Origin of the sequence: Pannus brasiliensis CCIBt3594, from assembly GCF_036688125.1 — a bacterium.
Lineage (GTDB): Bacteria > Cyanobacteriota > Cyanobacteriia > Cyanobacteriales > Microcystaceae > Pannus > Pannus brasiliensis.
Genome location: NZ_JBAFSM010000014.1, coordinates 96,205 through 110,658 on the forward strand (window position 1 = coordinate 96,205; position 14,454 = coordinate 110,658).

General features: G+C 53.5%; 14 protein-coding genes. 6 read left to right on the forward strand and 8 right to left on the reverse strand.

Annotated elements, in window-relative coordinates:
• Positions 1-49: 49 nt before the first annotated feature.
• From V0288_RS09360 to V0288_RS09380, 5 genes are all read right to left on the reverse strand, one after another.
• On the reverse strand, positions 50-1,588 hold the full coding sequence (locus tag V0288_RS09360) for a mercuric reductase (protein WP_332864817.1): 1,539 nt from the start codon (positions 1,586-1,588) through the stop codon (positions 50-52).
• A 69-nt stretch (positions 1,589-1,657) separates the two neighbouring features.
• Complete coding sequence (locus V0288_RS09365) at positions 1,658-2,473, reverse strand: TVP38/TMEM64 family protein (RefSeq protein ID WP_332864818.1); 816 nt, start codon at positions 2,471-2,473, stop codon at positions 1,658-1,660.
• Between the two features lie 52 nt (positions 2,474-2,525).
• Positions 2,526-3,500, reverse strand: coding sequence for an arsenosugar biosynthesis arsenite methyltransferase ArsM (arsM, locus tag V0288_RS09370; RefSeq protein ID WP_422661943.1), 975 nt, complete (start codon positions 3,498-3,500; stop codon positions 2,526-2,528).
• A gap of 175 nt (positions 3,501-3,675) precedes the next feature.
• A complete protein-coding gene (locus tag V0288_RS09375) occupies positions 3,676-3,810 on the reverse strand; it encodes a hypothetical protein (protein ID WP_332864820.1) in 135 nt (44 codons plus the stop codon).
• Between the two features lie 13 nt (positions 3,811-3,823).
• Positions 3,824-4,483 (reverse strand): class I SAM-dependent methyltransferase, encoded by a 660-nt coding sequence (locus tag V0288_RS09380; protein ID WP_332864821.1) that lies wholly within the window; start codon positions 4,481-4,483, stop codon positions 3,824-3,826.
• A 29-nt stretch (positions 4,484-4,512) separates the two neighbouring features.
• On the opposite strand from V0288_RS09380, the gene V0288_RS09385 reads away from it, so the two are divergent.
• Entirely contained in the window at positions 4,513-5,691 is a 1,179-nt protein-coding gene (locus tag V0288_RS09385) for a ribonuclease HI family protein (RefSeq protein ID WP_332864822.1), read from the forward strand.
• On the forward strand, positions 5,640-5,864 hold the full coding sequence (locus tag V0288_RS09390) for a hypothetical protein (RefSeq protein ID WP_332864823.1): 225 nt from the start codon (positions 5,640-5,642) through the stop codon (positions 5,862-5,864). The genes V0288_RS09385 and V0288_RS09390 overlap by 52 nt, the downstream gene beginning before the upstream one ends.
• Before the next feature lie 46 nt (positions 5,865-5,910).
• On the opposite strand, the gene V0288_RS09395 is transcribed toward V0288_RS09390, so the two are convergent.
• Genes V0288_RS09395 through V0288_RS09405 form a run of 3 tightly spaced genes read right to left on the reverse strand, consistent with a single transcriptional unit; the run spans position 5,911 to position 11,713 of the window.
• Positions 5,911-10,773, reverse strand: a complete 4,863-nt coding sequence (locus tag V0288_RS09395) for a DUF5724 domain-containing protein (RefSeq protein ID WP_332864824.1) — start codon at positions 10,771-10,773, stop codon at positions 5,911-5,913.
• Positions 10,774-10,803: 30 nt separating this feature from the next.
• Complete coding sequence (locus V0288_RS09400) at positions 10,804-11,223, reverse strand: hypothetical protein (RefSeq protein WP_332864825.1); 420 nt, start codon at positions 11,221-11,223, stop codon at positions 10,804-10,806.
• A gap of 55 nt (positions 11,224-11,278) precedes the next feature.
• Positions 11,279-11,713 carry a cytidine deaminase gene (locus V0288_RS09405; RefSeq protein ID WP_332864826.1) on the reverse strand — a complete coding sequence of 145 codons (435 nt, stop codon included), beginning with the start codon at positions 11,711-11,713 and terminating at the stop codon, positions 11,279-11,281.
• A gap of 43 nt (positions 11,714-11,756) precedes the next feature.
• Between V0288_RS09405 and ispF the strand changes: the two genes are divergently transcribed.
• The 4 genes from ispF to V0288_RS09425 form a co-directional block, all read left to right on the forward strand.
• Complete coding sequence (gene ispF, locus V0288_RS09410; RefSeq protein WP_332864827.1) at positions 11,757-12,236, forward strand: 2-C-methyl-D-erythritol 2,4-cyclodiphosphate synthase; 480 nt, start codon at positions 11,757-11,759, stop codon at positions 12,234-12,236.
• Positions 12,237-12,265: 29 nt separating this feature from the next.
• Positions 12,266-12,604 carry a hypothetical protein gene (locus V0288_RS09415; RefSeq protein ID WP_332864828.1) on the forward strand — a complete coding sequence of 113 codons (339 nt, stop codon included), beginning with the start codon at positions 12,266-12,268 and terminating at the stop codon, positions 12,602-12,604.
• 82 nt (positions 12,605-12,686) lie between these two features.
• On the forward strand, positions 12,687-13,130 hold the full coding sequence (locus tag V0288_RS09420) for a hypothetical protein (RefSeq protein WP_332864829.1): 444 nt from the start codon (positions 12,687-12,689) through the stop codon (positions 13,128-13,130).
• Between the two features lie 7 nt (positions 13,131-13,137).
• On the forward strand, positions 13,138-14,454 hold a 1,317-nt coding region (locus tag V0288_RS09425), incomplete at its 3' end, for an NACHT domain-containing protein (protein WP_332864830.1).

Below are 14,454 nucleotides of genomic sequence, written 5' to 3' on the forward strand. Positions count from 1 at the left end.
TCTTTTCCCCTTTCCCCCGAAAAATCTCCCCATCTCCCCATCCCACCGATCACGGCAATCGGCTCAGGAATTTTAACAAGCGTTTGGTGTTGTCGGTTAAAAGGCTACGACGGTAAGCGTCCGCCGCTTTTTTGATGCCCTCGGCTTGTGTGGGATAGGGGTGAATCACGCTCGATAAACCGTTCAGACCGATTTTATGGACGATCGCCTCGGTGATTTCCGAGATCGTTTCCCCCGCGTGGGAAGATACGATCGTCGCGCCGAGAAGGCGATCGGAGCCTTTCCGGTGGAGGATTTTGACGAAACCCTCGGTCTCACCGTCCGTCATCGCTCGATCGACGCTAGACAGCGGAATTTCTAGGGTACTGACCTCGATGCCCCGCGCCCTCGCCTCTCCCTCATCCAGTCCGACGCTGGCGATTTCCGGGTCGGTATAGGTGACGCGCGGCATGACGAGATCGCCGAGTTTGGAGCGCCCCAGACCGAAGGGAGAAAAGAAGAGATTTTTCAGGACGATGCGGGCGGCCGCGTCCGCGGCGTGGGTGAATTTCCAGCGCGTACAGATGTCGCCCGCGGCGTAGATTTTCGGGTTCGTCGTCTGGAGATAATCGTTCACGATCACCCCCGCGCGAGCATCGTATTTCACGCCGACCGCCTCTAGATTCAACCCTTCTACATTGGGAACCCGTCCCGCGCCGACGAGAATCTCATCGACGACGATCGATTCCGCTCGTCCGTCGCGGGTGTAGTGAATTACCTTGCCCCCGGCGGTTTTTTCGACGCGTTGAACTCCGGAAGCGAGAATTACTTGAATTCCCTCGCGAATAAAGGCGTTTTGGATGATTTCGGCGGCCGCGGGATCTTCTTTATCGAGAAGATGGGCGTGTTTGTGAAAGAGGATCACCCGCGATCCCAAGCGCCCTAAAGCCTGAGCGAGTTCGCACCCGATCGGGCCGCCCCCGATGACCGCCAACCGCCCCGGAAGTTCGGTGAGGGAAAAAATCGTTTCATTCGTGTGAAAACCGGCTGTTTCGAGTCCGGGGATCGCCGGCCGCGCCGCCCTCGCTCCCGTGGCGATGACCGCTTTTCGGTAGCGGAGGGTTTGCCCGTTCACTTCGACCTCGTTATCGCCTAAAAAACGCGCCGAACCGAGGAAAACATCGATTCCCAGTTTTTGAAAACGTTCTACCGAATCGTGATAGCTAATGTCGGCTCTTACCTTCCGCATTCTAGCCATCACCTTCGGAAAATCTACGGGAATCGATTCGGGGATCTCGATCCCGAGGGCTTTCGCTTTTTGAAGTTCCCCGAGGATACGGGAAGAGCGAATGACGCACTTGGAGGGAACGCACCCGAAATTCAGGCAATCGCCCCCCATCAGACTTTTTTCCACGAGAGCGACTTTTAAACCGATATCTAGCCCGGCCGCGCCGGCCGCGACCACTAAACCGGCGGTACCGGCCCCGACGACCACCAGATCGTAACTTCCGGCCGGTCGGGGATCGACTCGATCGAGCGGATGGACGCGCGATAACAATTCCCGATTATATTCATCCATCGGCGGGAGGATAATTTTCTCGTCGGACACGGTATACCTCCTTACTGTCAATGCCAAGGCTAGATTCGGGACACCGTTCCCGAAAGGCGATGTCGCCGCTTAATTCGAGCCGGCCCGATCGCTTTCCGGGTCGGGAGATGCCGATACTTCTTTTTCTAGGGCGGTACGGGCGATTTTCGTGGTGTACAGCGTCACGGCGATCGTGGCGATCAAGCCGACGATCCGGACGCTCCACTGTAGGGCCGGGTTCGCGGATGGAGTTCCGGTGCCGATCGAGGCGAGATTTCCGGCTAGAGAACCGATATAAACGTATAGGATCGTTCCGGGGATCATACCCACCGAACCGAGCGCGTAATCCCGGAGAGAAACCGCGGTGACACCGTAGGCATAATTCAAGAAAATGAAGGGGAAGACGGGAGATAGTCGGGTTAGGAGAACGATTTTCAGTCCTTCCCGACCGACCGCCCGATCGATCGCCGCGAATTTTTGATTACCCGCGATTTTCCTGGCCACCCATTCCCTCGCGAGATAGCGACCGACGAGAAAAGCGGCGATCGCTCCCAGTGTCGCGCCGATCAACACGTACAACGAACCCATCAAAATGCCGAAGATAGCCCCGGCCCCCAGGGTGAGGGGCGAACCGGGTACGAAGGCGATCGTCGCCACAATATAGAGAGCGATAAAAGCGATCGCCCCGACCGCGCCGAGCCTGTCGATCGACTCTAGAGCGGACTGTAACCAAGCTCGCGGATTCAAACCGAACGTCGGGGAAGTTTCCTGCCCGAAAGCGGGGGACACCCGCCAAATAAGGAGCGTTACCGGGAGAATCAGCGCGAAGATCGAGAGTCGGCCGATCCTCTGTAAAGTCCGGGCGCGAAGATTTTTTCCGGGTTCGATGTTTTCTCGTGATGACATGGTTGGGTTGTTTCTTGCTTCCGAATTTCCCGTCGATCGATCCCCGCGAGCCTCAACAGCAACCCCCCCCCTCGTAATGCCAGGTGGAGGGGGTGACGAGAATAGTTTCGCCGGACGCGAGGGCTAGTTTCGCCGCGGTTTTATCGCAGACGGCCGAGGGGAGGCCGGGTTGTAAAACGTGGCCGGCCCCATCATCGAAAAACGGTTCGGTTCCCGCGTAGATCGCCGTTTTCCCGGTAAAAATGCAGGGGCCATCTTCCGGGATCGCGACTTTATAGGAAACCGTATCCAGGCTTTCTAAGAGTAAAGGTTCTTCTAGTCCGTAGGTGTGGCGATCGAGCAGACGGTAGGGACGACGCGCCCGGATCTCTACCTGACCGAACCCGGCCTCGACTAAACGATCGATATACTCCTCGTAGGTGAGCGCTCCCGACAGGCACATCGCCCGTAAGCGCTCGTCCTGCCGGAGAGGTTCGGGAATCGATCGAGTGGCGACGGGATCGCTCATCAACAAGCGTCCCCCCGGTTTTAAAACCCGAAACGTTTCTTTCAGCGCGCGACCCAGATCTTCCGGCGTGAAAATATTGAAAAGGCAGTTCTGCGCCACGACATCGACGGAACCATCCTCCACGGGGAGAGAAAACGCGTCTCCCTCTAGAATTTCTACAAAATTGGTGTTAAACCAAGGATTTTCCGCTTTGGCTAGTTCTAAATTCCGGGCGGCGGCCTCGCGCATCGCCACCACCGGATCGACGGCGATCACGGCCCCCGGACGACGGGAGAAATAGGCGAATTGTAGGGCTTCGAGTCCCCCACCCACTCCCACGTACAGAACGGTGGGAGAATCGGCCAGTTCGGTGGGGCGTACCGTGGAACCGCAACCGTAGTTCATCTCCCGCATGATCGGGGGAATTTTCAGTCCGGGCAGTTCTAGGGAAGCGCTCTGGACGCAACACAAACCGACGGAGGGGGTTAGCGCGACCTCGCTATAAAATTGGGCGGTGGTTTCTAGATAAGTCATCGAGATTCTTCGGATTTACGGTGATGGGAACTCTCCGGGGCGATCGAGCGACGGTTTCCCCGACAATTTCATCATATAAGGCTAACGCCAAGAAAGAGGGGACAAATATTGTTACCGATAGCGCGTTAATTTGAGCTTTTATAAAGATAAAACGCTTTTTTTTTAAATTTAAGCCCTATTTTTATTCCCGCTCCTGCCTCCTGTCTCCTGTCTCCTGTCTCCTGTCTCCTGTCTCCTGTCTCCTGTCTCCTGTCTCCCGACTCCTGACTCCTGCCTCCTGTCTCCTGTCTCCTGTCTCCTGTCTCCCGACTCCCACTCACTCGCGGGATCTACTTTTTTCCCTCCCGGAGCGCCGTCCAGTGTCGATCGGACGACCGGTATACCCGTACTCCTTCCAGTCCCGCGCGCTGGAGTAAATCCTCGATTTCCGGGAGAGTAAAGGCGGCGCGTAGGGAATCCCCGAATAATTTCGCCTGATGCGGGGAATATTCGGGGCCGATCGAGGCCACCATCCGCTCGATCGCTTCCTCGGAATCGGGACGCAGGAGATCGCGGAGGAAAATCCCGCCCTCGGGTGTCACAACGCGCCGGATTTCTTGTAAAAATGGGAGTGGATCGCTCAAGTGATGGATTAAACTATTGGAAATCACGAGATCGAATTGACGGTTCGCGTAAGGCATCCGTTTCACATCTACCCGCTCTAATTGAATCCTATCTTGACAATTCGCCAGGGCGATATTTTTCCGTCCGAGTTCGAGCATGGATACCGCCAGATCGATAGCGATAATTCGCCAATTCGGTCGAAACTCACTAATTAGAATGGGAATTCGAGCGGTTCCCGTTCCCGCGTCCAAGACGGTCGCGATCGGGGGAGCGAGATCGATCGCCGACCGGGCGAAAGCGGTATTGACCTCGGTAAAATCCATAGCATCGTACTCGATCGCCTCTTCGGGCGTATCCATGACTTCCGGCTCTAGAATCCTCTGCATCCGATACCCTCCCTTCGGGCGACACGAAGATGAATCAACCGATCCAAGCTCTCGATAACCCTATTATGCTCTTCGACGGCGCCTCCGTTAGCGATCCGGGGGCGGCGGCGGCGGCGGCCGTTCTTCTCCTACCAAACGGAAGACGCTACACGGTCAGTCAGTTTCTCGGTCGCGGCACCGAGATCGAGGCCGAGTACACCGGTCTACTGATCGGCCTGAAAAAAGCCCGACAACTGGGGATTAAGGAGTTAGAGGTCAAGGGGGATTGCGAGCTAGTTTTCCGGCAGATTAACGGCTCGGAAGCGATTGGCGATCCCGATCTCCAGACCCTCTGCCAAGAAACCCGGACCCTGTTGATCTCCTTCGATCGAGTCCGTTTGGAGTGTATTCCCCGCGAGCAGAATCGATCGGCCGTGGCGGCGGTTAATCGTTGTATCGGTGAAGCCTTGGGTAAAGAACGCAAGGTCTCGCCGAATTTATCTCCTTCACAAGCGCTCGCTCCCGATATCGCCCGATTGATTCAACTCGGCAAAAAGGCTACCGAGCGAGATTTTCAGACCCTAGAAGTGCGTCTCGACGAGTTGGCCGGGAAAACCCTCGCCCAATTACAGGCGCTCGTCCCGGAAACGGAACGGGACGCGATCGCCCTACAGTGGGACGGGGACGACGACCATCTGGCGGAGATCTATCGTTGGTACTGTCGGGGATTGCCCGCGCCCCTAGCCCTGAAAAAAGTGATGCTCGAAACGCCGCGAGTGGAAGAAACCGAGGAAAAATTGCCCTGGGAGGGGGAATTATTCGGTTCTACCGCCCCCGAAATGTCGATCGAGACCTCCGATCCCTTTGTTTCCTCCCCTCTCCTGGAACCGATCGCCGACCCGTCCGCTTTGAGTTCCCCGCCCTCCCTGCCGCCCTCGTCCGAAGCGACCCCCGCCGCCTTCCTACCGATTAGCGAGCGGGACACCCTACTCTCTTTCCCCGATCGCCATGTCGCGGCCAAAGAGGACGAGAAACCGATGCTCCCGGACAGTATCACCGATCCCAGCAAGGACACGCTCCCCTCGATGGCCAAAGCGCGCCACGTTCAGGAGATAATGGGTACGCTATCGCGGGAGGAACGAGAATTCTTGATCCAGCACATCGTTCAATCGCCAGAGTGGGTGAATCTATTTTTCCAGGCACTCGCGGAACGGGTGGCCGATCGATAGTTATATCGGAGGCAGGAGGCAGAAGGCAGGAGGCAGGAGTCAGGAGTCAGGAGTCAGGAGTCAGGAGTCAGGAGGCGGGAGGCAGGAGGCAGGAGTCAGGAGTCAGGAGTCAGGAGGCTTTCAAAGAGCGAGTTTTTCCGCCTCGGCTACTATCTAAAGAGAGATCTAGCTGACCGCCAGCCGCTTTTTTCCCATCTCCCTATTTCCCCATCTCCCTTTTCACAAGATCTGCTCCAGGATCGACGGATCTTTAATGTCCTTATCTTTCGCCAAAAGAACTACTTTCGATAACACTTCCGCCGTCTTCGGATCGTCGTCGGCGAAGGGCAGGAAAAGACGGCCGCGGTGCTGGGAATGAACGGGAATAATACACAGCGCCCCCCCCGGCTGACGGTGAACCACCCCGCTCCCGAGATGGATCGAGTAACTGCCCAATTTCCCCTCGATTAACGCCCGCGAATCCTGTACCCGGACGTTTTCAAGCTTCAACAATCGGCAGGACTCGCGGATTAACGCGCCGCGCAGTTCCACCGTCGAGGCGCTGGCCTCCGGGTCCACTCCCCCGAGATGGACGACACTGACGACGAGATCGATATCGCGCATCACCTCGCTGAAGATCGCCGGGGGAATCTCCGTCAGCGGTAACGGTTTCCCCTCTCCCCGTCGCGTGAAATAAACCCCTTCTAGCGTTAATCCTTCCATTTCTAGCGGGGTGTAGAAACCGTCGAGAAATGTCACCCAGACCGACAGATTCGCGTCGTGAAAGGTGCGTCTCACCCCCTCTTCCGAACAGGCGACCCATCCCCGTTGTCCCCAGAGGGCGATCGCCTGTTTGGGGTTGAGTTGATGTCCCTCGTAGCGACGGGAATATACATCATTTTTAATTTCTGTCTGTGTCAGAAGATACAATTCTCGAAAAACCTGTTTAAACGGTTGGGTCACTTCCCGCGCGAAACAGTCCCCCTGCCAGAATTGCCATTCTCCCGTTTGTAATAAATCGCTGGCGTGGGCGATTTTCAGCGTTTCCGAAGTAATTTCCCGCACCGTTCCGTCATGATGTCGTAACGCTTGCCCGGACCCGACGGGATAGCCGATATCGCTCTCGCCGATGAAAATCAACTCCCGCAACATCGGCGCGAGAACCGGATGACCGAGGAGTTGTCGCAGTTCCGCGACGGTAAATTTATCCCCCCTGCACATGGCTTGTTCTAGAGACAGACGGGTTCTCGTTTCTTGCCGGGCGATATCCTGTTTCCGGGATTGGAGGTGAACGATGTCGGGGTCTTTTTTCAGGTTCGCGGGAATAGATTTTAGGGATTTTCCGTTCTTGGTAACGGTAATTTCGGGTTTTCCGAGCGGGGTAATCGATAGGGAAACGCTCACTTCCCCTATGGTCACGATAAACGGTTTCTCGACCAGATCCGCGATCGCGGCCCCTTCCATCGCCCATTCTAACCGTTGCGGGTCGGGGTAGCCGGCGGTACGGGAGAGGTTTTCCATCCCCACGCGGGCCGCGAGTTTTTCGCTCGCCTGACGCTGAGAACCGAATTGACGGCTAGTTCGGATAAATTCTTGAATAACTTGATATCTTTCTAAAAGATCATCTCTCAAAGGTAATAATCCTAACGCTCTCACCGCGTCTTGATTACGTTTCTCGGTAATCCGTTTGACGAGGGTTTCCTTCTCGATTTCTCCGAGCATGGCCTCGGCGAAAAGTCGCGCCCGATTGTGTCCCCCGCCGCTGGAGGCGTATTTAGCCGCCTCGTGGAGTTGTCGCCAGGGTTCGCCCGCGAGGGAGGGATAAATGCGGAAAAACCAGTCCACATCGACCGCGCCATCGATAAGGTCTTGTTCGGATAGGGGGGTTCTCTCGCTCACCTGTACCGCCCAGTCCTGCCGGATTTCCGAATCGACGTGCCATTGATTATCTTTGGTGTGGGCGTGTATCCACCAGATGGCTTCGGTGGAGTTTTCCCAGTTCAGGACGTGTTCGACGTAGCGCGACCATTGGGGGGCGTAGAAAGCGAGTTCGATGAGGGTTTGTCGGGGAATTTCGGCGGTTTCTACGGCTTTGGCGAAATCTTGCGGGGTTTCCGACGGCGCGGGGTAACTGACGCGGATAAGATGGCTGAAAACGGCGGGTTTACTCAGATTGTGGTAGGTGTAACCGCGGATAAATTTATCTTTGCCGAGCATTTGTAGGAGACGGACGAGGGTGGAAATTCCCTCTATCGAACGTAGGCCGAGGGCGGCTTCGGACGCGGCCGTGGGAAGGTCGCCCCGTTGTAGTTCCACTTCGAGGACGCGTTGACGACATCGATCGCCGATTTCTTTTAGAATCGGATCGAGATTGGCGGGAACTTTTCTCGCGGTCAGCGTACCCAACTCGTGAAAACTCCGCTTGGTATTGGAATTAGAACGGGAGCCTAATAGATAATAGATAATATCGTCTTCGGCCACGCCGCCGAGACGGTAAATCATCCCGAGGGTTTCTAGCTTATTCGGGTCGTAGAAGGGGTCAAAATAATTAAAGGTTTCCGTGTAGCGGGTGAATTGCCAGTATCGTAGTTTCTGTTCGCCCGTCCAATCGTGTTGGGAACGGTGAAAATTGGCGACTTCTATCCAGCCACAGAGATGGATTTTCAGTTCCGAAGCCATATAGATTCCGTTTCCAGAATCCGCCAGTTCTAGAAAGGGAATTCCGGTTAAAGTGATCGCGCTCGCTTCCAGGAGGAAAGGAACGGTATTGTCGGGAGAATGAAGATAGAGTAACGCGGTAAGAATAGAACGAATTAAATAGGGGTAACGAAGTTCGGACGTGTCTACGAAAAGGGTCGATCGGAGTTTTTTCCACCAATCGGTATTCTGATAGGTTTCTAGATAGGGATTCTGCCAAATTCGGGGACGGTTAGTATAGATCGAGGCGAGCGATCGAATTAATTCTAACCCGTCTTCGTCCCGGTATTCTTCCCCCCGTTCGCGTTCCCATTTCTCCCAGAGTTCCCGGAGGGGAATACTCGCGATATTCTCTTCCCGTGAAAGAGAGGAGTTCGGATAGAAAAAACCGTTGCAGTTGCCTAATAATTCCTCGTGGCTTTTTCCGTATCTTTCGGAAATAATCGGGGTATGACGGTGTTCGTGAATTAGGTCGTCGAGGGATTGTAAACACCCGCTGACCGCGGGAGTTACATAGAGATATTCGGCTCGCACGGTCGGTTCGATAGCGATTCCTAATCTCGTCAAATCGGCCAATCCTAACGCGTCCTCTAAAGTCGCCTCTTTTCGATCGATCTCTAATAGCGTTTCTAATAATTTATTTTCCGTTTCCGTTAGCTTCGTCTTTTTCTCTTGATACTCCCTCGCGTAATCCGTACAGGTCTGAACGGAACGATTCCCGCTCTTTAATTCTTTCAGTAATTCTAGTCCCGCCTGACGTTGCAAGGCTTGCTTCGAGTCGAGTAACCGTTTCGCCGAGGCTAACGTTTCGGTATCGCTACGGTTTAACAGTAATTGTAAAATACCGCGCCGTAAATCCGCAGATTTGCGCGTGAGTAATTTTTCGAGAGCTATCGCCTCCGCATCGGTTAACTCGCGCTTCTCGAAACAGCGGATCGCCTCCTCCCGTACCCAAGAACTCGCGTCCCCGACGAGGGAAAATAGCGCGTTTCTAATTTCCTCGTCCCACGGGTAAACCGCCGCCAATTTTTTCGCCACGTCCCGCCGTTCGTAGACGGTTAACAAGGGAATATAGGGGATTAACCGTTTCGGGGAACGTTCGCCTAAATTATTCACTAACGCGGTCGTTACCAGTTGTCGGGAAGATTCGATCGAAAGCCAGTTCCAAACGATAGGGGTGAGGGATTTCGGTTGTTCGGGGAAACGGGGTAAAACTCTTTCTAAACGTTCAAATAAATCGGTTTGATGAATCGCGGGGTCTGTCTGTTGTAGGGAGATTAAGGCGCGGGTCGCCACCCGCGAATCCCCGTCCTCGATAGCGGGAATTAATGCCCGTCGCGATTCAACTAGCCCGACTTGGGAGAGAAAATAAACCGCCACGAAACGATGGGTCGATCGATCCGAGTGTAATAGCTCTCGCGCCGGTTCGATCGCCTCCATCACGTCCCGGAACCCCATCACCCACAGCGCGAAATACACCGTTTCCGGGTCATCGTCCGCCAAAACCTCTTTTAAGTCTCCCGCTCGATCGAACAGCCCTAGAACCGTCTCTAAAGCCTTTTTCACGACACGATTGTTAACCGATTCCCATCTCAATCCGAACCACACATCCACGGCGCGAACGGTCGCGCTAAAACGGGTCAGATCTTTTTCGACAATCAATCGTAAAATTCGGTGAAATGCCTCCGAGTGGGCTTCGTCGATCGTTTCGAGAATCACTTGCCGGAGCCCTTCCTGCCGCTGTGCCGCTAACAGTAAATTCTCGATACATTCCCAACCTTCTGGACGATTCGCTACCAATAAACCCCGCGTGACGTGACGACCCATCGCCCCGATTTCGTGTTCCCCCCTCGCGGAAGCTACCAGAATCGCGAAAATTTCCTCTCCTAACGCGTCTTTTTCGTCGATCGCGGCCGCGAAGAGAATTCCTAACGTTTCCCCCGCGTAGTAGCTTAAATAGGGACACCAAGCGGCGTACCAAGTTAAATCCTGTTCGTACTGATATTCCGCTATCAGTCTCTGTAACCAATTCGATCGCTTGTCGTGAACCTTTTCGGAATGATGGGGCGCGCGGAACCCTCTCCGATCGGAATATTCTTGATAGGGAAGTCGCGGGAATAATTGCCAGGCTCTCTCGACGGTATCGGCGAATGTAGGAAATAATAAACGGAAAATTTGTAATCGATCGGACTCTCCTAGGTGATTCAGTTTTCCCGCCATCTCTAGAAGAGTTTGATAGGCACGCGAAAAATCTAGGGGGTTTCCCGTCTCGTCGCGTCCGAGTAATCCCCGCGCGATGGGTTGGAGAGATCCCGGTAAATCGGCAACTTTCGCCAGTCTGTCCGTTTGCCGGTCGGGATCGCGAAGGGGTTGGAGCCGCGCCTGAGCCTGTTCGTGGGTCAGCATAGGAATTGGGGGTAGGGGACGGATTTCGGATTAGCCACCGACTAAAGGCACGAGACGCAAAAAAAGGATCTGACTATCTTCGTGAAGTTGGACGGGACTATCGATGTTTTCTATCTGCTTATCGTCGATAAAAACGAAATATAGTCCATCTTCAAAGGATTGCAGGGCGTTGTGTACCGCTTCCGCCTCGTTTACCTCTTGAATAATGTCCCGTCCGCCAGAGTCGATCTTTCCCCGCGCGATACCCGCTTCAATTTCCTCGCGACTCAATACTTTTACCAAGCGCCGCTGTTCCTGTCGCGTTCGGAAAGCGTCGATTTCCTCGCGGACGATGCGGGTGAGGAGGTCTTTCAGGGTGAGGGAGTCGTCACCGACGGACAGCGACCAATCGGTAAATAGGGGTTTACTCCGTCCGAGGACTTTTCCGGAAATGGTGAGGGTAGCGGTCATAATGATCGAGCGGATCGGTGTACTAAATGCGATCGTACTACCTATATCGAGTTCGTCAAGAGAGCGGAGGCCGGTCTATCCCTCTAGAGTCGAGACGGAAGGAAAACGGAAGGAGATCCGAGAGGGTAAAGGTTCGATCGATCCCGCAGATAATAATCTCCGCGTCCGGCGCCAACTCCGCGATCCACTGACGGCAAGCGCCACAGGGAGTTAACGCCTCGATCTCGTCCGGTTTCGCCGCGTCGATACAGGCCACAGCGATCGCCCGAATTTCCCCGTCTCCCTCCGCCACCGTCCGCGCCAGGGCCGATCGCTCCGCGCACAACGTCAACCCGTAACTCGCGTTCTCCACGTTCACCCCTGCATAAATCGCCGTTTTTGTCAATACCGCCGCGCCGACCCGAAAACGGGAATAGGGAGCGCGCGCGCGGGTCGCCACCTCGCGAGCGGTTTGACAGAGTTGTTGTCTTTCTTCGGCGGATAAAGTCATAAGCTTGAGATAATAAAAGAAACGTTTATCGGGTGAAACAGCTATGAATATTCGCGTCGGCAACGGGTACGATATCCATCGATTGGTCACGGGACGACCCTTAATTTTAGGCGGGGTCGAGATTTCCCATAGCGTCGGACTGCTCGGCCATAGCGACGCGGACGTATTAACCCACGCTATCATGGACGCGATGCTCGGCGCGCTCAGTTTAGGCGATATCGGTCATTATTTTCCCCCCACCGATCCCCAATGGAAAGGCGCGAATAGTTTATCGTTACTGGAACAGGTGAACGGATTACTAATCGAAAGAGGGTGGAAGATCAATAATATCGATTCCGTCATCGTCGCGGAACGTCCGAAACTAAAACCCCACCTCGATAAGATGAAAGAAAAACTCGCAACGACTCTCCATCTCGACACCGAACAAATCGGCATTAAAGCCACCACCAACGAACAATTAGGCCCGGTGGGACGCGAAGAAGGTATCGCCGCTCACGCGGTCGTTTTATTGATAAAAGAGTGATCTTGAAGTCAATTTTTGGAGTTACTCCCATGAGTCAATCGCCGATTACCGTTCCCGATTCTCTAGAGGAAGTTCTAACCCGTATCAAGGGCAAGATAGATAATCTAGAGGGGAAAATCGATAATTTACAAAAAGAAGTCGCCGAGATCCGGCAGAAAGATATTACCGATCTCAAAGTTGCGCAGACCGAAATTAAAACTAAAGTCGAGAGCATCGATAAAAGGCTCGCGAAAGTAGAATCGGAGCAAGACACGATTGTTAAAGATATCGCCGATCTCAAAGGAGCGAAATCCCTCGTCGTTCCCATCATCGTCGCTGTCGTCACCAGCATCCTAACCCTTCTCATCCGTATTATTCCCAATCCGTAATCCTATCGTCAATCGATCGCCTCGCCCGAGATCGAGAAACTATAATTGAAGTAAAAGAACAGTTTCTCGGCAGGAAAAAGCGATGTTTGGCAAAAAGAACCCGAAAGAACCGAACCAATCCCAGAGTATGAGCGGTGTTAACGTCTCCGGTGGCGTGGTTCAACAGGGACAAGCGGGGCGCGATCTCCAGCAATCTACCTCCGGCAATCTCCAAGCGCGACAGCAGATCACCGCTGTAGAAGTGTTGCGACAGTTAGAGAAGTTAGAAAAGGCGGTTAATACTTCCACCCTCGCGCTAGAAAAGAAAGAAGAGATTTTAGATTACCTACGTCCCGCTAGGCGAGAGGCGGCCAAGGATGGAGCGAATAAGGATTTAGTCGGACAGAATCTAAAACAGGTCAACGAGACGCTTAAAACCGTGAAAGAAACCACGGAGGTCGGAAAAAGTCTCTGGCAAACCGGACAGGAAGTGTTTACAGCGATCGCTCCCTGGCTAGGCGCGGCGGCGAAACTTATCGGGCTATAGGGAAAAAATGGGCGATCAGAATCAGAATATTGACGGTAGCAAGATTGACGGTAGTAACATTCAACAGACTCAGGCGGGAGAGAATGCCGTCAGCTTTCAGAATAGCCCCGAGAGCCGAGTTACTATCAATAATATTTTACTCCGCTTGTTCGATCGCCCCGAGGCATCCGGAGTCGATTGGGAGTGGGGTGAACGGTTACTAAAAGTAAAGCAGTTACCGGAAATCTGTCAGCGATTAAATGATACAGTGGGATACGATCGCCGTTTCATGGATATCTCGATCGCCGAACAGCCCGATCGGGTAAATCGATCGCCCCTGGAAGTCGATCGAAGGTTGCGAGTAAACGGCGAAGATCGCGGCCTTCTCGATCCCGATAAACTACTAATCGAGACTTTCGGACGGGAAGATATTAACGGAAAACTGTTAATTTTAGGCGCGCCGGGGTCGGGGAAAACGACCGCGTTATTGAGTTTAGCGGAACAGTTGGTTCGTGGCGCGCTGGCACGATCGAAAACCGTGATTCCCGTTATCTTCGAGCTTTCCACCTGGCGCGACGATGAACAAAGTATCGAGAAGTGGCTGATCGAGCAGTTGTACGATTTACACGGGGGATCTCGAAAACGCAAAATCTACGAAACATGGTTAGAGCGACAGGTTTTATTACCCCTCATGGATGGGTTAGACGAATTAGGATTAGAGCGACAGAAAAAATGTACCGAAAAACTCAACGAGTTCGCGCGCCACTATCCCCAACTGGTGATTTGTTGTCGGGTTAAGGAATTTGAAACGGTCAATATTAAACTGAGTAATCTACGGGGCGCAGTCTGTCTGCAATCTTTATCCGATTCGCAAATCGAGAACTATCTACGGAGTATCGATCGAGCGGATTTATGGACAGAAATCCAAACGAATCCCGCTCTAAAAGCCCTTCTCGAACCCACTCCAGAGGGCGATCCCGGCTTATTGCGAGTGCCTTTATTTATTAATCTAGCCGCTTTTGTCCACGATCCCGACGATCCCATTCGCGGAAAATCCGATCTATTAGAAAGGTATATAGAGCGTCAATTAAATTTTGATAAAAGATCGAGCGATCGACGTAAGGGAACAGAAAAGCGAAAGTGGGCGTATAAAACCGTAGAAGTGGAACCCAAGTTACAAGAAACCTATAAAACCTTGAGTTGGATAGCTCGGAAATTACAAGCCAATAATACAGTAGAATTATTAATCGAAAAAATACAACCGAGTTGGCTAGATTCACCACGCTTTCAGCTGATTTTGGGGCTGATTGGGGGGCTGATTTTGGGGCTGATTTTGGGGCTGATT

Bases quoted from the DNA above. Each gene is read 5' to 3' on its own strand.
- ispF (WP_332864827.1), top strand. From the start codon at position 11,757: ATGAATATTCGCGTCGGCAACGGGTACGATATCCATCGATTGGTCACG.
- V0288_RS09405 (WP_332864826.1), bottom strand. From the start codon at position 11,713: ATGACTTTATCCGCCGAAGAAAGACAACAACTCTGTCAAACCGCTCGC.
- V0288_RS09420 (WP_332864829.1), top strand. From the start codon at position 12,687: ATGTTTGGCAAAAAGAACCCGAAAGAACCGAACCAATCCCAGAGTATG.
- V0288_RS09400 (WP_332864825.1), bottom strand. From the start codon at position 11,223: ATGACCGCTACCCTCACCATTTCCGGAAAAGTCCTCGGACGGAGTAAA.
- V0288_RS09365 (WP_332864818.1), bottom strand. From the start codon at position 2,473: ATGTCATCACGAGAAAACATCGAACCCGGAAAAAATCTTCGCGCCCGG.
- V0288_RS09395 (WP_332864824.1), bottom strand. From the start codon at position 10,773: ATGCTGACCCACGAACAGGCTCAGGCGCGGCTCCAACCCCTTCGCGAT.
- V0288_RS09415 (WP_332864828.1), top strand. From the start codon at position 12,266: ATGAGTCAATCGCCGATTACCGTTCCCGATTCTCTAGAGGAAGTTCTA.
- V0288_RS09385 (WP_332864822.1), top strand. From the start codon at position 4,513: ATGAATCAACCGATCCAAGCTCTCGATAACCCTATTATGCTCTTCGAC.
- V0288_RS09380 (WP_332864821.1), bottom strand. From the start codon at position 4,483: ATGCAGAGGATTCTAGAGCCGGAAGTCATGGATACGCCCGAAGAGGCG.